Origin of the sequence: Massilia eurypsychrophila (assembly GCF_002760655.1) — a bacterium.
Classification (GTDB): Bacteria; Pseudomonadota; Gammaproteobacteria; order Burkholderiales; family Burkholderiaceae_D; genus JAFCUW01.
Genome location: NZ_PDOC01000006.1, coordinates 224,587 through 241,113 on the forward strand (window position 1 = coordinate 224,587; position 16,527 = coordinate 241,113).

14 protein-coding genes are annotated in these 16,527 nt (G+C 66.9%); all 14 read right to left on the reverse strand.

The features are described from left to right. Position 1: 1 nt before the first annotated feature. Positions 2-856: a beta-1,6-N-acetylglucosaminyltransferase gene (locus CR105_RS12755; RefSeq protein ID WP_099788831.1), complete on the reverse strand. Its 855-nt coding sequence runs from the start codon at positions 854-856 to the stop codon at positions 2-4. Between the two features lie 113 nt (positions 857-969). Next, a complete protein-coding gene (locus CR105_RS12760; protein ID WP_099788832.1) occupies positions 970-3,201 on the reverse strand; it encodes a heparinase II/III domain-containing protein in 2,232 nt (743 codons plus the stop codon). 299 nt (positions 3,202-3,500) lie between these two features. After that, positions 3,501-4,256 (reverse strand): glycosyltransferase family 2 protein, encoded by a 756-nt coding sequence (locus CR105_RS12765; RefSeq protein WP_099788833.1) that lies wholly within the window; start codon positions 4,254-4,256, stop codon positions 3,501-3,503. 4 nt (positions 4,257-4,260) lie between these two features. Continuing rightward, a complete protein-coding gene (locus CR105_RS12770; protein ID WP_229413911.1) occupies positions 4,261-5,484 on the reverse strand; it encodes a glycosyltransferase family 4 protein in 1,224 nt (407 codons plus the stop codon). Continuing rightward, positions 5,484-7,004 carry an oligosaccharide flippase family protein gene (locus CR105_RS12775; RefSeq protein WP_229413912.1) on the reverse strand — a complete coding sequence of 507 codons (1,521 nt, stop codon included), beginning with the start codon at positions 7,002-7,004 and terminating at the stop codon, positions 5,484-5,486. The genes CR105_RS12770 and CR105_RS12775 overlap by 1 nt, the downstream gene beginning before the upstream one ends. Continuing rightward, a complete protein-coding gene (locus tag CR105_RS12780) occupies positions 7,001-8,464 on the reverse strand; it encodes an O-antigen ligase family protein (RefSeq protein ID WP_099788834.1) in 1,464 nt (487 codons plus the stop codon). The genes CR105_RS12775 and CR105_RS12780 overlap by 4 nt, the downstream gene beginning before the upstream one ends. Positions 8,465-8,526: 62 nt before the next feature. Continuing rightward, positions 8,527-9,219 carry an exosortase-associated protein EpsI, B-type gene (gene epsI, locus CR105_RS12785; RefSeq protein ID WP_099788835.1) on the reverse strand — a complete coding sequence of 231 codons (693 nt, stop codon included), beginning with the start codon at positions 9,217-9,219 and terminating at the stop codon, positions 8,527-8,529. Further along, positions 9,216-10,067, reverse strand: a complete 852-nt coding sequence (xrtB, locus tag CR105_RS12790) for an exosortase B (RefSeq protein WP_229413921.1) — start codon at positions 10,065-10,067, stop codon at positions 9,216-9,218. The genes epsI and xrtB overlap by 4 nt, the downstream gene beginning before the upstream one ends. Before the next feature lie 104 nt (positions 10,068-10,171). Then, positions 10,172-11,056: a chain length determinant protein tyrosine kinase EpsG gene (gene epsG / locus CR105_RS12795; RefSeq protein WP_099788902.1), complete on the reverse strand. Its 885-nt coding sequence runs from the start codon at positions 11,054-11,056 to the stop codon at positions 10,172-10,174. Positions 11,057-11,071: 15 nt separating this feature from the next. Continuing rightward, entirely contained in the window at positions 11,072-12,481 is a 1,410-nt protein-coding gene (gene epsF / locus CR105_RS12800) for a chain length determinant protein EpsF (RefSeq protein ID WP_099788837.1), read from the reverse strand. Between the two features lie 37 nt (positions 12,482-12,518). Then, complete coding sequence (gene epsE, locus CR105_RS12805; protein ID WP_099788838.1) at positions 12,519-13,307, reverse strand: polysaccharide export protein EpsE; 789 nt, start codon at positions 13,305-13,307, stop codon at positions 12,519-12,521. A 38-nt stretch (positions 13,308-13,345) separates the two neighbouring features. Further along, the gene (locus tag CR105_RS12810) at positions 13,346-14,341 is read right to left on the reverse strand and encodes an EpsD family peptidyl-prolyl cis-trans isomerase (protein WP_099788839.1); all 996 of its coding nucleotides are present in this window, start codon (positions 14,339-14,341) and stop codon (positions 13,346-13,348) included. A gap of 82 nt (positions 14,342-14,423) precedes the next feature. Further along, complete coding sequence (gene fcl / locus CR105_RS12815; RefSeq protein WP_099788840.1) at positions 14,424-15,389, reverse strand: GDP-L-fucose synthase; 966 nt, start codon at positions 15,387-15,389, stop codon at positions 14,424-14,426. Positions 15,390-15,393: 4 nt separating this feature from the next. After that, positions 15,394-16,509, reverse strand: a complete 1,116-nt coding sequence (gene gmd / locus CR105_RS12820; protein ID WP_218968692.1) for a GDP-mannose 4,6-dehydratase — start codon at positions 16,507-16,509, stop codon at positions 15,394-15,396. Positions 16,510-16,527: the final 18 nt, after the last annotated feature.

A 16,527-nucleotide genomic window follows, 5' to 3' on the forward strand; every position in this document is an offset into this window, starting at 1 on the left:
TCTACATCCGCTCGCGGCTGGCGCGCAGGCCGGCGAGCATCGGCAGCAGCGCGGCGCTGGCGGCCGGATCGAGCTTGCGGCAGAAGTGGGCGGGCGAAGCGGCGATGGCGTCGAAGTCGGCGGCGTCGAGCACCTTCGGGCTGCGGGCGGCGCCAGAAGCCCATTGGATATGGCGGAAGTGATAGTGCAGCACCTGCTCGCGGAACGGCGAATTCATCACCACCGTCTGGAAGAACATCTCGTCGGGGCAGTCGACGCCGCGGAAGAAACGCGCCAGCGCCGGATCGGCATCGACGCGCGCGATGATCGCTTCGACGCAGCCGCGCGACAGCGCCCACCACGATGATCCTGCCCACGGCTGCCAGCCGTGCACCATGCGGCGGCGCAGGCGCAAGGTGCGCATCGCGCGGTTGGCGGCGCGGCCGGCCAGCGCGGCCACGCCGGCGCCGCCGTAAAAGTACTGGTAGCGCGCGGCGCACGACCAGCCGTGCGGTCCAACCGGCACGCAATCGAGCAGCTCGCGTCCGCGCAGCGCCGCCAGTTCGTGCTTGAGGCGGCGGTTCGGCAGCAGCGGCGCGTCCTGGGCACTGATGAACACGAGTTTATCGAAGGCGCCGGCTTCGGCCAGCACCTGGCGCATCGAGTGCAAGGTGGCTTCGACCTGGCTGAAGCGCCCCCAGTGAATGTCGATGCGCGGATGCACCAGCCGCAGCGCCGGATGCAGCGCGGTAATGTCGATGGCCGACTTGGCGTCGACGTTGACGTAGATCAGAAAGTCGTCGTCGAGCAGCTGCGCCACCAGCGCGTTGAGCTGCGCGACGTCCCTGTGTGCATGAATCAAGATGACTTGCCGCATGCGCGCTCCGTACCGGTAGAGGAAGCGGAAACGAAAAAAATGTCCTGCGTCACGGTGGCGACGAAGGACATCGTCGCGCCGAGTGTAGCACCCGGCGCGCTGCGCGACATTGATCAGTCCAGCGCGACCGTCTGGGTTCCTACCGTCACTGTGCGGGCGCCGTTGGCAAAGCCGGTGCTAACCACCGGGCGCTTGCAGCCGACGTCGAGCAGCAGCAAAAATTCCGCGGTCGACTTGCCGTCGTTGGCCTGCTCGAAGGCGCCATGGTCTTCCACCACGCCCGGCTTGACGATGGCGCCGGTGCGCGCCGCCCAGCTGCCGGCGCCGAGCGAACGCACGCACACCGACTGGCCGTTGATGGCGATTTTCACGTTGCTGGCGTTCTCGGCCACGATGGCGGTCGGCGCGTGCAAATTGAATTCGTAGTTGCGCGGCACGCTAGACGCAAGCCGGTCGCGCACCAGCACGGCGTTGGCGGTACGCAAGTACCACAGCTGGCGCTTGGCCATGCTGAGCTGGCCGCCGTACGACGGCGTGGCGTCGCCTTGGGCGTAGTCGTAGGTCGGCTGCGCCGAGAACGAGGTGATGCGGCCGTTGCGCTGCAAGGTCTCGCGGTAGCCATCGACCAGCTGGCCCTTGCCGCCGTCAAACGTGATGGCGTTTTGCGACTTGGTCTGGCGATACCAGGTAAGCCAGTTGGGCGAACCGTACCAGTCGTACCAGCCGGACTTGATCAAGAGCGGCTGGCCGGCCACGGTCAGCAGGAAGCCGTTCTGGTCGCCGTGACTGTGGTTGAACGAGCCGTACGGGCTGGACTTGAAGTAGGCCGAGGTGCGTCCTGGCGAGCCGAGGTCGCTGTGCATGGCAACCCAGCCGATGCTCGGGTAGTAGGCCGAGTTCGACGGCGGCGACAGATAGGTGGTGCTGGCCACCGGCATCGGGTACGGCGCCTGCAGCAGCGACAGCGTGTCCTCGGTGCCGCCGAGGTTCTTGACGTACCAGGCGGCGCGGGGCGACCACTGGCGGGCGGCAAAAGCATGGAACACGCGGGCGTCGGGGCGCGTTTCGGACGCGTCGCCGAACACGTGGGTGCGGGCGCCCGGCGGGGTGAACTCGGTGGCGAAATCGACCAGGCCGATGGCCCACGGCTTGCCGTAGAAATTGATGCCGGTGGCCTGCACCAGCGGATCCCACAGGCTGACCAGGTAGCCTGCGGTGTACTCGGCGTAGGCGGTGCCGTTGGCGTAGCCGCCTTCCGGGCCGCTCCACGGCGACGGGCTGTTGGCGTAGGCGCGGAACGAGAAATCGAACCACTTCTGCGCCTCCGGGATGTCGCCCAAGGTCAGGCTGGAGATGAGCACGACGAAGATCATGCTGGTATTGGCGTGCGAATCGAATGGAAACTGGTCGAGGCGGCCGTTGTCGCCGGCCAGGTTGGCGTAGATTTCATTGGTGCGCACCGTGATGGCCGACAGCCAGGCAGCGCGGCGAACCGGATCGATGTCGCGCGCCAGCACGTCGAGCGCCTTGGCCAGCCCGAGCGCGATCTCGCGCGTGGCCTGGTCCTGGTTGGCGTAGCTGGTCGGGCCCGTCGGGCTCAGAGCGGCGAACTGGTCGCCCATGCGCAGCGCTTCATTGAGGTACAGCTGCTCTTTCTTCAGGTGCCACATGACGGCGGCCGCCTGCAGCTGGCGGCTCGCTTCGTTGATGCGGTTGCGAATATCGGTTTGCTGGGCGTTCATCGCCGCCGTCATGGCGCCGGCGATCGCCAGCGACCAGCGCGCGTCCGACAAGGCCGGCATCGCCAGTATCTGCGCCTTGACTTCATTGCCCATGCGGCTGACGTACGGCACCAGCGCGGTCGAGCGCACGTACTTCCACCCGGACATCGGATCGAAGAACGACGGCGGCAGCGAACGCGGGTGGCCCTTGGCAATGATGCGGTTTTTCAATGTGGTGTTGTCGGGAACTTCGAACACGTTCGACAAGGCGGAGATGACGAAGGTGCGCGCCGCCGACCAGTCGGTCGAGCCGACCGGGCGCACGCGCCAGCTGTAGTTGCCCCTGGCCATTGCCGTGGTCGGCAAGTACCAGTTGCGCTCGACCACGGCGCTGACCGGTGCGGCGCCTTGCAAGGTGATCTCGATCTCGTATTGGGCCGGCCCCGCGGCATGGCGCGCCCACGTGAAGCCGGGCGGGTTTTGCGCCTGCACCTGGCCGTTCGCAGGGCCGGGTTTGACGACCAGCACGTCGCTGGACTGGGCCCAGTCGGCGCGCGCATTCATGCTGAGCAAAAGCACCGACAAGGCCAGCAGGCGACCGATCTCTCGACGTTGGAATTTCATGGGGGACTCCGAAAATGTTGAACAGAACTGAGGCGTGGCCTGATAGCGGCGCAGAATCGCGGGTTCGTGTCGCGGTGCTGCTGAGCACGAAATGATGTTACCGCAGTTCACATTTTCCGTACGGCAATTTATGTTGAAATCGGGAAGATATTTGAATGCGAATGCAGAAATCCAACACATGAGAAAGCAAATAATCATGAACGTTTTTGGACGTGAAAACGCGCTGGCGTTCGTGTCCAATATCTATCCGAAAACTGTGTTGATGCACTTGCCAACACCCAGGCCACGTATGGCGCCGTTCAGTGCTGGCGGCGCAGCGCGCGCATGCGTTTGTAGTAGCGCACGCAGTAGATGGCGAACGCCAGCGGCGCGTGGCGCGCATGGCGCCTGCGCACGCTGAATTCTTCTTCGCGCGCCATCACCTTGTTGGCCGACGACACGCTGCCCGGATGGTCGCGAAAGACGGCCAGCGGACGGTCGAGCGTGGCCGGCAACGAGAACGCCGCCAGGCGCAGCCACAGGTCGATGTCCATCGCGTATTTCAGGCGTTCGTCGAACACGCCGGCGCGGGCAAACAGCGACCGGCGCACGAACACGGCCGGATGCGGAATGAACGCCTTGCCGGAGGCGAGCGCGAAATAGCTGAACGGCTTGAGCGCAGGCGGGGTCGACACCGCGCCGTTCTTCAGCACGGCAATGCTGCCAAACAGCCAGTCGCAGCCGCTGGTGGCCAGCCGCGCCGCCACGTGCGCGAGCACGTCGTCGCTGGCGTAGTAGTCGTCCGAGTGCAGGTGGGCGATGAACTCGCCGCTGGCGGCGGCAATGCCTTCGTTCATCGCGCGGCTGATGCCGCCCCTGACGTCGCGCAGCAGTTTCTTGTTGCCCGGGTAGGCGTCGAGCATGGCGAGGGTGCCGTCGGTGGAGCCGCCGTCGACGAAGATGTGTTCGACGTCGTGGCACGTCTGGGCGCGCACCGACGCGAGCGTGTCGGCCAGGGTGGCGGCGCTGTTCCAGGTGCAGGTGACGATCGAAAAGGTGGGCGGCTTGCTGGACATGGGTTCAGTCGCGGTAGCAGTCGAGGATTTTGGGAACCGCATGGAAGACGTCGAGCGGCGACGTCGCCGGCAGCACCGGCGTAACGGGCGGCCGCGCCAGCGCGGCATTGAGCATGGCGACCATTTCCGTCATCGAGGTGGCCAGCTGCAGCTGGCCGTCGTACTGCTGATAGGCGGCCAGCTCGCGGTTGCCGCCGCGCGCCATCGCAATGCATGCCCTGCCGAGCGCGAGCGCTTCGAGCACGGTGGTCGCGCAAGGTTCCTCCAGCACCGACGGCACCACGCAGACGTGGCTGCCGGCGGTCAGGCCGATGACCTCCGGGTAAGGCTGCCAGCCGAGGAAGGCGACCTGGGCACCGGCGAAATCGCGTTCGAGCGCGGCGCGCTCGGGGCCGTCGCCGACGACCTTGACCTTTGCGGCCGGCGGCAATCGCGCGCGCGCGGCGGCGAGGAAGTCGCCAAAGCCCTTGCCGGCGTCGATGCGGCCGGCCAGCAACACCTGGCCAGCTTGCACCTGGCGGTGCGCCGCCAGTTTCGCCAGCAACGGATACTGGATGAAGTTGTGGATCACGCGGCAGCGCGACAAGTCGGCTGCAGGCAGCTGGCGCAGGAACTGGCGGCGCAGGAAGTCGGACACGAAGATGGTCTTGTGGCGGGCAAAGGCGCTGGCCGCCTGCGCGCGGTAGCGCAGCACCGCGTGCGCCGACACCTGCCGGCGCAGTGGCCCGGGCGCGGCATGGATGCAGCCGGCGCAGTCGCGCGCATCGAGGCGGGCGCAGGCGGCGCCGTCGCGAAAACGCAGGTGCGTGACGCATTCGCTGCCCTGGTCGTGGCGCGTCTGCACGAAGTTCAGCGCCGGGTCGAGGTACAGGCCGGCCATCGGCAGGTGGCCGTGGTAATGGACGACATCGAAACCGGCGGCGTGGCGGGCGATGGCGCGGCCGATCTTGCGGGCGAACCAGGGGCGCTTGTAGGGATTGAAGACGCCCATCTGCAATTCCTTCCAGCCCAGGTGGCGCAGCTCGAAGGCGGGAATGAAGCGCCCGCCAAAGCCGACCTGGGCGGCGGGATCGGGCGCGCCGGCGGCGCCGCTATCGCCGTCATTGCGGCCGAGGATGGCCACCTCGTGGCCGAGCGAAAGCAGTGCGTTGGCCAAGGTCACCACGTGCTTGCCAAGGCCGCCAACGCGCTCGCCGGGCAGGTCTTCGGACGCCATCAGGATCTTCATCAACTCCCCCGCAGCGGACGCCAGTACGCCTTGACATGGCGCCAGGCGCTGTCGCGGTCGTCCTTGTCGATGACGAACAGCATGCCGTGGGCGAACAGCAGCGCCGTGGTGGCCGCCAGCAGCCACGCGAAGTCGGCCGCCGAGCGGTCGAACAAATGCTCGGCCGTGCTGGCGCACAAGGCGACCGCGACGACGCCGGCCACGCTTGGCGCGTAGCCGCGCAGCACCAGCTCGCGCAGCCGGGTCGGCACTGTGCGCCCGTGCACGAAGCCGATGAAGACGGCCGAAAACAGCAGCGACACGGCCAGGTGCGCCCAGGCGGCGCCATCGATGCCCCAGCCGGCAACGCCGACGTAGATGACGGCCAGCCCGGCGCCGGCGCGCACCAGCGCGAACAGCCCCGACACGCGCGGATGGCCCATGCCGTCGTTGACCAACGACGGCAGGCTGGTCAGGGAATCGAGAAATTGCGACACTGCCATCACCGCCAGCACCAGCGCGCCCTGGCGCGCGAACTCCGGGTTCATCCAGTAGCGCAAGATCTGGTCGGCGAACACCGCCACCAGCACCATGATGGCGGCGTTGAGGAACACCACGTAGCGCGTCGCCTTCAGGTACAAGGTGCCCAGCCGCGCCAGTTCGCCGCTGGCCGACAGCGCGCTGGCAGCCGGAAACAGCACGCCGGACAGGCGGTACGTCAGGCCAAGCAGCCGGTTGGCCAGAGTCGAGGCGACCGTGAACCACGCCAGCGCGGTGACGCCGGCCAGCGCGCCGATGATCAGCTTGTCGGCGTGGGTGTAGGACAGCGAGGCGAAGCGGCTGAGGAAGGAATAGGCGGAAAAGCCGGTCAGCTGGCGGCGGATGGCGCGGCCCGGCCAGCGCAGCGCCAGGTGCGGCAGCAGCCGGGCGATGGATAGCCACAGCACCAGGCAGTGGACGGCGCTGGCGAGCACGCGCAGCAGCACCACCTCGAACAGGCCGAAGCCAAGCAGCAGCACGGCCACCGTCAGCAGCGGCACCAAGCTGCCGAACACGATTTCGATGGCGCTGACAATGTCGTAGCGCATCAGCGCTTGCGGCACGCTGTGCAGGTAGTTTTGCAGCTGGCCGATGAAAAAGCCGAGCGCGGCCAGCTTCAGCGTGGCGATCGCTTCCGGCACCAGCGCCGGCGGCACGCTGAACACGCCGGTGACGAGGTAGCCGGCGGCGCCGAACAGGCAGAGTGCGCCAAGCCCGCCGAGCAGCGCGTAGATGACTAGGCCGAAGCAGACGGTCTGGTCGATGCCGTGCTGGTCCTTGCGGGCGTTGAAGCCGGCGATGAACTTGACCGAGCCGGCGGTGACGTTGATGTCGATCACGGCGAAGTAGCCGACGATGGCGGTCACCAGCGAGTACACGCCGTAGCTGGCGTCGCCGAGGCGATGCACGACGATCGGCACCGTGGCCAGCGCAACGGCGGCCGGCACCAGCGCGCCGAGCAGGTTGGCAAAGGCATTCCTGGCCAGCCGCAAGGTCATCATGCCGGCGCCAGGTGGGCGCGCCGCGGCGGCACCTGCGCCGCATGCGCGCTGGCGCGCGCCGCGTGGCTGGCCGCCATCGCCGCGTACGGCAGCGCCAGGCAGATGGCCAGCATCTGGCTGGTGCGCACCTGCGGGAACGGCGTGCCAATCAGCATGTCGGGCAGCATGAACGCGATGCCGGCGACGCCGGCCGCGCCCATGCCGAGCAGCTCGGGCGGCAGCTCGCGCAGGGCGCGGCGGCTAAAGTGGATGAAGGCCCAGGCGGTGCCGGCCAGCAGCACCAGGCCGATCAGCCCGGTTTTCAGGCCGATATGCAGCACGCCGCTGTGGATGAACTGGCCGCCGTCGACGCCGGTTTGCCACGACACCCGCTGGTAGCCGGTGTAGCGGCCCCACGAGCCGATCCCGGTGACCGGGTTGGACAAGAAGTCGGCCAGCGCCAGCTTCAGCTCGAGCACCCGTTCGCTCTCGGCGCCGAAGCGGCGCGACTGCATGTCGTATAAAAAGCCGGACAGGCCCTGGCCGGCGCCCTTGGTCTGCGACAGCCGCTTCCAGGCGACGTAGACCAGCGCCGGCGCCATCAGCGGCAGGCCGGCGGCGACCAGCTGCAGCCGGCGCCGCCATGGAAAGCGCCACATGACGATCGCCAGCGCCAGCACGAAGCCGACCCAGGCGGTGCGCCGGTACGACAGCGCGATGCACAACGGCGTGGCCAGCAAGGTGAGCCACTCGATGGCGACCCAGAAGCGCGCCCGCTCGACCCGGGCGGTCTGGAACAGCTGCACCGCGGCGATCGAAAACGCCAGCGCGCACAGCAGGCTGTCGTTGATGTCGAAAAAGGTCAGCTTGATCTTGATCTCGTTCATGTTGGCGTAGACGTTGTTCGGGTCGCCGCCGCCAACGGCCCAGCGCGCCAGCCCGTACAGCGCACGGCCGAGACCGGCGAGCATGATGAAGCGGCCCAGCTCGACGACGTGCTCGCGGGTGCGAAAGCTCAGCAGCATCAGCGACACCAGCGGCGCCATCCAGACGATGTTGGAAAAACCGTTGGGCGAGAGCGCCGCGGACAGCTTCTTGTCGAGGAAGGTGGCGACCACGATGTGGCCAACGAGCAAGGCGAACCAGGCGAAGAACCACGGCCGCAGATTGCACGGCGGCGCGGCCTGGCGGCGAAAGCTGGCGCTGACCCTGGCGCAGCACCAGGCGCCCAGCATGTACCACAGCAGCAGCGCGAAATACAGCAGGCCGGAGCCGCGGCTGTACACGCCGGAGCCGTAGGAAATGATCGCCAGGTTGCCGTAGCTGGTCGAATTGAACAGGAAGAAGATGGCCAGGTAGGGATAGACCAGCAGCCGCGGCGCGACCATGCCGGCGCCGATGCCGACGACCGACAGCGCCATCAGCAGCAGCAGCACGGCGAACGGAATCGAAGCGTAGATGTAAGGGAGCAGTTCGTACATCGCGTCCTCGGGTCGGTGCGGTCAGCGGGTTGTCGGCAGCGTCGTCAATCAGCGGCAGGCGCCTAACCTGCCTGCGCCACCGCGCCGAGCAGACGCACCCGGTCCCTGGGCTGCAGCGCGTCGAGCATCTGGCCGACAAAGCGGTCTTGCAGCTTGTAGGCGCCGCCGGCGTCGGCCTGGATCGTCGACACGCGCACCAGCATGCCATCGGGAATCTTGCCCGACAGTCCATAAGCGAGGCGCTGCAGCTTGTGCTCGAAGCTCGACTTGACGGCCTTGTCGCCAACGGTGATCCAGTACGTGATCGGCTCGTTGCGGCTGTTCTGGCGCGCCACCAGGCGCTTGACCGGCACCTGGCCGTAGCGCGTGGCAAGAGCGCCGTCGCCCACCTTCAGCATGTCGAAGCCCTGGGCGACGTAACACACCTCCGGCAGGTGCACCTGCAGCGCACGGCTCTGGTCGCCGCCGTAGGCGATCGACAGCATCACGCGCTCGCCGGCCCGGTTGACGTAGGTGCGCGACAGCGTCTGGTCGTAGATTTTCTCGAGCACCGACTGGCGCTCGGGGTCGGCCTTGAGCGGCACGATCGAGGCGTCCACCGCCCAGTCGGCAAACGCGGCCGGAATCATCTGGTCGAGGCTGAACTGCGCCTGCTGCTGCGACAGCATCACCGTCGGCGTCAGGGCGCCCGTCAGCGCGGAGGTGGCGGCCATCGCCACGCCGAGCACGACGCTGGCGGTAAAGGCGCGGCTCATGGCGCACCCGCCGGCGCCGCTGCCCCTGCCGGCTTGCCGCGCCGCACCGCCAATTGCAGCGCCGAATCGACGCCGAGGATCAGCACCAGCGCGGTCAGGAACAGCACCATGCCGGCAAAGCCGTGCAGGAAACCCTGGCCGGCGGCGTCGCCGTAGTAATAGGTCACCAGGGTCAGCGTGACTACCCGCACGACGTTGGCGCAAAACGAAATGGGGATGATCAGGATCGCCAGTGCGACATTGCGCACCGCCGAGGTGTGGCGCACCACGTTCAGGTAAAACAGGCCGAGCGCCTCGAGCGTGAGCAGGGTCTGCAAGCCGGCGCAGGCGTCGGCCACCAGCAGCTGATACTGGCCGATCTGCAGCACCACGCCGGAGCGGCCGATCGGATAGCCGGCCACAAACAGCAGCTGTTCGGTCACGTACGACACCGCCATCTTCATCGGCAAGGTCAGCGCCGCCACCAGTTCGCTCGGCAGCGGCACCATGAACAGCATGAAGAAGAACGGGAACCACAGCAGGCGGAAGGCGGCCAGGCCGCGCTTGACGACGATGATGGCGGCCATCACGCACAGGATCGAGCTGACCTCGAACATCAAGATGCTCTGGGAGCGGCCCAGCAGGTGCAGCGCCAGCCCGATGGCCAGCAGCGGCCAGCCAAGCGAGCTCGGCTGCGCCGGCAGCGCCAGCACGGCCGGCCACTTGCGCCAGATCAGCCACAAGGTCAGGGCGAAGATGATCGGCCCGTGGCCCTGCTCTTCGCCAATCCAGGCGCCGGCAAACAGGTTATCGAAGGTCGGCGCGAACAGCACCACCAGGCCGGCCAGCACCGGCCACCACTCCGGCATGGCCGCGCGCAATTGCGTGCGCAGCTGCGCGCGCGACTGCGCCCGCTCGTGTGCGCTCGGCAGCGCCGCGTCGGCGGCGGGCCGGGTGGGGGCCTGGGCAGCCATCAGAAATCCACCACCACCGAGCCGACCACCGCAGCGCCGGCTTCGCCCAGCTGCGCGGCCATGCTGGCCAGCGCCGTCATGCGGGTGCGGTCCTTGCGCGCCACCAGCAGCACGCCGCCGGCGCGCGCCGCCACCGCGACCGCGTCCGCCCCGGACGAATACGGCGCGACGTCGTACAGCACGACGTCGTAGCGCGCCTCCAGAAGGGCGTTGAGGTTGGCAAACGCATCGCGGCTGAGCAGCTCCAGCGGATTCGGCGGCAAGGTCCCGGACGGCATCACCGACAGGTCGGCGAACGACGCGATGCGGCCGATGACATCGAGGTCGGCGCGCCCGGCCAGCAGGTCCGACAGTCCCTGGCGCGGCGTCAGCGCGAACACGTCCTGCTGGCGCGGGCTGCGCAGGTTCGCATCGACCAGCAGCGTTTGTTCGCCGAGCTGGGAAAACACCACCGCCAGGTTGGCCGCGAACAGGCTGGCGCCATCATCGGGGTCGGCGCCGGCGATGGCGAGTGCCTTGTGGCCGTGGCCGAACCAGCGCAGCATCAGCTGGCTGCGGATGGCGCGCAGCGCTTCGACCTGGGCGCTGAACGGCTCGAACGCGGCCACCAGCTTCGGCGACAGCGCCGACTGGCCCTTCTGCAGGTACGGATAGGCAAACTGGCGCGCCAGCACCTGCTGGATGTCCGCTTCGCTGACCAGGCCGAGCCGCACTGCCGCCTCGCCGAAGCGGATGCCAAGCTCCTTCTGGGTGCGCAGCACGCGCTCGGCCGCGTCGGCGGTGAGCTTGCCGGCGTCGACGAGCAGCGCGCCCATGCGCGAAGCGGCGTTGTCGTTGTGAACAGGTTCTGCGGCGACGGCCGCGTTGAGCACAGGAGAGTTCATCGCAGTGTCCATGGTCTAGGTTATTCGCAGGCGGCGCGGCAGCGCCAGCGCACCGAGGCCGAGCGGGCGCCGGCGCGGCTGGCGCCATTCGACGGTGCCGAGCACCGGGATGCCGAGCAGGTCCTTCATGTCGCCGGCCGAACGCACCGGGCGGTTCATCATTTCGATCAGCAGGCTGATGCCGACGCCGAGCACGGTGCCGAGCAGCACCGACACGAGCGTGTTGAGCAGCACGCGCGGCCCGGACGGCTCGATTGGCGCGACCGCCGGGTTCAGGATCGAGATGTCGGACTGCTCCGACGAGGCTTCGATCTTGGTCTGCGACAGGCGCTGCGAGGCGGCGTCGAAGGCGCGCTGGGCGCTGTCCATGTCTTTGAGCAGCACGCCGAGTTCGTCGCGCGCCCGGTTCAGTTCGAGCACCCTGACCTTTTGCGCCGCCAGAGCGCCGCGCAGCTCGCCTTCGCGCTGGCGCAGCACCGCGGCGTTGTTGCCGACGCTGCGCGACACCGACCCCAGGGCGGCATTGAGTTCGGCGCGCATCTTGTCGGTTTCGGCCTTGGCCGAGATGAAATGCGGATGGTTTTGCCCGAGCCGCTGCCCCAGTTCGGCCAGCTTCGCTTCGGAACCGCTGACGCCGACGCGCAGGTTCTGCACCAGCGCATTGCTGGCCACGTCCGGCGAATCGGCCGCCGCCCCGCTGGCCACGCGCTGGCGCGAGTTCGCTTCGATCGACTGGTTCTGCGCCGCCACCAGCTGCGCCGACAAGTCGGCCAGGCGCGCCAGTTCGGTGTCGACGCGGTTGAAGTCGAGGCTGACGATGCCCTTTTCCTGCTGGTACTTCGACAGGCGCGCCTGGGCATTTTCGACGTTGTCGCGCAGCAGCTTGGTCTGTTCGTTGAAGTACACCGACGCTTTTTTCATCGGCTCGGTTTTCAGTTGCACGGTGATGCGCTGGTACTCGTCGGCAAAGGAATTGGCCACCGCCGATACGAAGTCCGGGTCGACACCCTTGAAGCTGATCTCGACGACGCTGCTCTCGCGCGAGGGCATGATCTCGAGCTTGCGCAGCAGCAGGTCGGCCAGCCAGTCGCGCACGCTGCCGCGGCCGTCGGTGGTGGCGTTGAACTGCGCCAGGATGGCCGGGCTGCTGGCCAGCTTGAGTGCGTCGACCACGCGCAGCGCGACGTTCTTGCTGCTGATGATGTCGATCTGGGTCGCCATGTAGCCCGGCAACAGCTGGCCGGGCATCGTCAGTCCGGTCAGCGGATCGACGCCCTTGTAGTTCAGCAGCACCGACGCGGTCGCCTTGTAGGTTTTTTGCTGCACCAGGCTAAATGCCAAGGTCAGCACGACCGTTGCGGCCAGCACGGCGAAGATGATTTTTTTCCTCGCCAACATGATCAGCAAGAATTGACGGACATTCATGGGCACTCCCGATTACGGTAAAGGATCAGCCGGCGGCTCAGAACCAGCTCTCGCGCACCGTGATGACGTCATCGACCTGCACCAGGTCGCTGTGCTTGACTTCGAAGGTGGACGGATTGCCGCCGGCGTCGCGGCGGGTGATGCGCAGGCCGTTGTTGCTGCCGCGCGCGGTCAGCCCGCCGCCGGCCGACAAGGCCTGCAGCACCGTCATGCCGCGCTCGATGCGGAACGCACCGGGACGCTGCACTTCGCCGACGATGTAAAAGCGCGGCGCCCGCTCGACGAAGATCATGTCGCTGCCGGCCACCTCGAGGTCGGCATCGAGGGCGCCCGAGCGCACCATCTGGATCACGTCGATACTGGAGCGGGTGGTCTTGCCGTCGCGTGTGCGCACCAGGCTGACAGTGTCGCCACCGTCGGCGGCGATGCCGCCGGCCAGCGCCAGCATGTCGAGCACGCTGCGCTTGCCGTCGACCGGATAGCGCCCTGGCTTGTTGACCTGGCCAAGCACCGACACCTGCTGGCTGGCCAGCAGCGCGACGATGATGTTGACCTGGGCCTTCTTCAGGTAGCCGCCGGACTCGAGCATCCCGGCGATCTTTTTCTCGGCGGCGGCGACCGTCAGGCCGCCGACGCTGACCTGGCCGAGCAGCGGGAACGTCACGGTCCCCGCTTCGCTGACGCGCGTCTCGAGGCTGAGGTCGGGATTGCCATAGACCGACATGCGCAACACGTCGCCGGCGCCGAGCGGCACTTCGGCGGCGAGCGCCCCAGAACACGACAACACCAGTACCGCCGCCGTTAACCACTGTATCAATCGCTTCATGATGGCTCCCTTTTTTGTTGAATGGTTCAGGCGGCGGCTTACTTCAGGCCCGCCACGCCGCGTTCTAGCGCCGCCTTCGCCGCCGCCGACGGCGCCGGCGCGGCGGGGGCCGCCGCCGCCGGCGCGACGGCAGGTACGACGGCAGGCGCACCGGCAGGCGACTCGGCGGCCGGCGTGGTGTCCAGCGCCATCGACTTGTTCAGGTATTCGATCTTGGCACTGGCGCGCAGGCGCGCCAGTTCGGCCGCGGCGCGCTCCTTGTTGCGCTTGTTGATGAGAAACTGTTCGATCTGCTGGGCTGCGACGTCGAGCGACACCGGCGCGTCGCGCACCTCGGCGATTGAAATGATCAGGCTGCGCTCACCTTCCTTGACGATGAACAGCTGGCCTTTTTGCATGCCGAGCAGGCGGGCCGACATTTCAGGGCTGAGGTCGGTGGTGCTGCGCGTGACTTGCGTGCGGCCGAACTTGACCTTGTTCGTTTCCATCCAGGCCGCGATATCGTCAAGCGACTTGGCGGTGTCGGCCGTCGCCTTCAGTTGCGGCGTCAGGTCGGCGCTGGCGATCACCAGTTCCTGCAGGCTGAACTGCTTACGGCGGGTGAAGAACTGCGGGTTGTTGTTGAAGTACGCTTCGACCTCCGCGCGCGTGGGCCGCGCCACGTTGCCGATCCGATGCTGCATATATTGTTGCGCCACGATCAGCGCCTTGGCGCGCTCGATTGCCTGTATCACCTTCGGGTCGCGGTCGAGCTTTTCGGCGGCCGCGGCGTTTTGCAGCAGCTGGCGGTCGATCAGCGCCTGCAGCAGCTGCTTGCTGGCCGCTTCCTGCTGCGCGGGTCCGACGCCGGCGCGCTGCAACTCCTCGTTGAGCTGCAACACGGTAATTTCGGCGCCGTTGACGCTGGCGAGTGCCTGCCCGGGCTTGCTGTCCTTGGGCTTGCTGCCGCACGCCGCCAGCGCGGCTGCGGCGAGGATCAGGACGGCGCAGCGCAGCGGGCCGACGGGGGGGTGATGGGGGTCTCGTGTTCTCATGTCTGTTAGGGTGGCGTCGTTCAAGATAGGTTCCTCGGCTGTGGGCACGAATAAAAAGTTCACCGCTCGTGTTTGAAGGCCGTCAATACAACTTGTTAGTGTCGAGAAAGGAGCGGTATGCGTGTTGTAATCCGACATCGAGCGGCATGCGCGCGGACCAGCCGAGCGAGGTCAGCTTGGAGACGTCGAGCAGCTTGCGCGGCGTGCCGTCCGGCTTGCTCGGGTCGAACACGATCTGGCCGTCGTAGCCGACGGTCTTGCCGATCAGGCTGGCCAGTTCGCCGATGGTGGTGTCGCTGCCGGTGCCGACGTTTAAGTGCGAATGCATCGGATCGGTGTTGGCGTGATAGCTGGCCGGGTCGAGCTGCATCACGTAGACGCTGGCGGCGGCCATGTCGTCGACGTACAAAAATTCGCGCATCGCCTTGCCGCTGCCCCAGATCACGACCTCGCCGGCGCCGACGATCTTCGCTTCGTGGAAGCGGCGGATCAGCGCCGGGATGACGTGGCTGTTTTGCGGGTGGTAGTTGTCGCCAGGGCCGTACAGGTTGGTCGGCATGACGCAGCGGTAATCGGTGCCGTACTGGCGGTTGTAGCTCTCGCACAGCTTGATGCCGGCGATCTTGGCCATCGCATACGGCTCGTTGGTCGGTTCGAGGATGCCGTTCATCAGGTATTCTTCGCGGATCGGCTGCTCCGCCAGGCGCGGGTAGATGCACGAGGAGCCGAGAAACAGCAGCTTGTGGACGCCGTTGCGCCACGCCTCGTGGACGACATTGGCCTGCACCATCGTATTGTCGTAGATGAACTCGGCCGGATAGGTGTTGTTGGCGTGGATGCCGCCGACCCGCGCCGCGGCCAGGTAGATCTGGTCGATGTGCTCGGACTGGAAGAAGGCGCGCACCTGGGCCTGGTCGGTGAGCTCGAGTTCGGCGCGGCTGCGGGTGACGATGTTGGTCAGCCCTTGCGCGTGCAAGGCGCGCACGATGGCCGAGCCGACCAGCCCGCGATGGCCTGCCACAAAGATGCGGGGTTGCGCAGTATGCATGGCATCACTCCAGCGAAATTGCGACGTTGTTGCCGTGCGAGGCGAGCAGCCTGTGGCGGCGCGCGGCGTCGAGGTCGTGCGCGACCATTTCTTGCACCATCGCTTCGAAACTGGTTTGCGGCGTCCAGCCGAGCTGCTCGCGCGCCTTGCTGGCGTCGCCCAGCAGTGTTTCGACTTCGGCCGGCCTGAAGTACTGTGGATCTATCGCAACTATCGGCTGCCCGACCTTTGCGCCACTGCACCTCTCATCAATGATAGAAGATATAAGCCCGCGTTCATTGACGCCGCTCCCTTCCCACGCGATTTGCATGCCGAGTTCACGGGCGGCGACCTCGACGAAATGCCGCACGGAATATTGGCGTCCGGTGGCGATGACGTAGTCTTCAGCCTCGTCCTGCTGCAGCATCAGCCACTGCATCTCGACGTAGTCGCGTGCGTGGCCCCAGTCGCGCAACGCGTCGATATTGCCGAGATAGAGGGTGCGCTCGAGGCCTTGCGCGATGTTGGCCAGCGCGCGTGTGATCTTGCGCGTGACAAAGGTCTCACCACGACGTGGCGACTCGTGATTGAACAGGATGCCGTTGCAGGCGTACATGCCGTACGCCTCGCGGTAGTTGATGGTGATCCAGTAGGCGTACAGCTTGGCAACGGCATACGGACTGCGCGGATAGAACGGCGTACTCTCGCGCTGCGGCGTTTCGCGCACCAGGCCGTACAGCTCGGAGGTCGAGGCCTGGTAGAAGCGCGTGCTGCGGTGCATGCCGAGCAGGCGCAGTCCCTCGAGCAGGCGCAAGGTGCCGATGGCGTCGACGTCGGCCGTGTACTCGGGCGACTCGAACGACACCGCGACGTGGCTCATGGCGCCGAGGTTGTAGACCTCGTCGGGGCGCACCTGCTGCAGGATGCGCGTCAGGTTGGAGCCGTCGGTCAGGTCGCCGTAATGGAGGAAGAAATTTGGCGCCGGCGCGTGCGGATCCTGGTGCAGATGGTCGATCCGCTCGGTGTTGTACAGCGACGCGCGGCGGCGGATGCCGTGCACCTCGTAGCCCTTGGCCAGCAGGAACTCGGCGAGGTAGGAGCCGTCCTGTCCGGTAACGCCCGTGATGAGTGCTTTTTTCATGATTGACCGATCCCGAAG

What these genes read in the sequence shown, in the direction of transcription:
- CR105_RS12765 (WP_099788833.1), bottom strand. Translation starts at nt 4,256, where the DNA reads ATGTCCAGCAAGCCGCCCACCTTTTCGATCGTCACCTGCACCTGGAAC.
- gmd (WP_218968692.1), bottom strand. Translation starts at nt 16,509, where the DNA reads ATGAAAAAAGCACTCATCACGGGCGTTACCGGACAGGACGGCTCCTAC.
- CR105_RS12760 (WP_099788832.1), bottom strand. Translation starts at nt 3,201, where the DNA reads ATGAAATTCCAACGTCGAGAGATCGGTCGCCTGCTGGCCTTGTCGGTG.
- epsG (WP_099788902.1), bottom strand. Translation starts at nt 11,056, where the DNA reads ATGAACTCTCCTGTGCTCAACGCGGCCGTCGCCGCAGAACCTGTTCAC.
- CR105_RS12810 (WP_099788839.1), bottom strand. Translation starts at nt 14,341, where the DNA reads ATGAGAACACGAGACCCCCATCACCCCCCCGTCGGCCCGCTGCGCTGC.
- epsI (WP_099788835.1), bottom strand. Translation starts at nt 9,219, where the DNA reads ATGAGCCGCGCCTTTACCGCCAGCGTCGTGCTCGGCGTGGCGATGGCC.
- epsE (WP_099788838.1), bottom strand. Translation starts at nt 13,307, where the DNA reads ATGAAGCGATTGATACAGTGGTTAACGGCGGCGGTACTGGTGTTGTCG.
- CR105_RS12770 (WP_229413911.1), bottom strand. Translation starts at nt 5,484, where the DNA reads ATGAAGATCCTGATGGCGTCCGAAGACCTGCCCGGCGAGCGCGTTGGC.
- fcl (WP_099788840.1), bottom strand. Translation starts at nt 15,389, where the DNA reads ATGCATACTGCGCAACCCCGCATCTTTGTGGCAGGCCATCGCGGGCTG.
- CR105_RS12775 (WP_229413912.1), bottom strand. Translation starts at nt 7,004, where the DNA reads ATGATGACCTTGCGGCTGGCCAGGAATGCCTTTGCCAACCTGCTCGGC.
- epsF (WP_099788837.1), bottom strand. Translation starts at nt 12,481, where the DNA reads ATGAATGTCCGTCAATTCTTGCTGATCATGTTGGCGAGGAAAAAAATC.
- xrtB (WP_229413921.1), bottom strand. Translation starts at nt 10,067, where the DNA reads ATGCCGGAGTGGTGGCCGGTGCTGGCCGGCCTGGTGGTGCTGTTCGCG.
- CR105_RS12755 (WP_099788831.1), bottom strand. Translation starts at nt 856, where the DNA reads ATGCGGCAAGTCATCTTGATTCATGCACACAGGGACGTCGCGCAGCTC.
- CR105_RS12780 (WP_099788834.1), bottom strand. Translation starts at nt 8,464, where the DNA reads ATGTACGAACTGCTCCCTTACATCTACGCTTCGATTCCGTTCGCCGTG.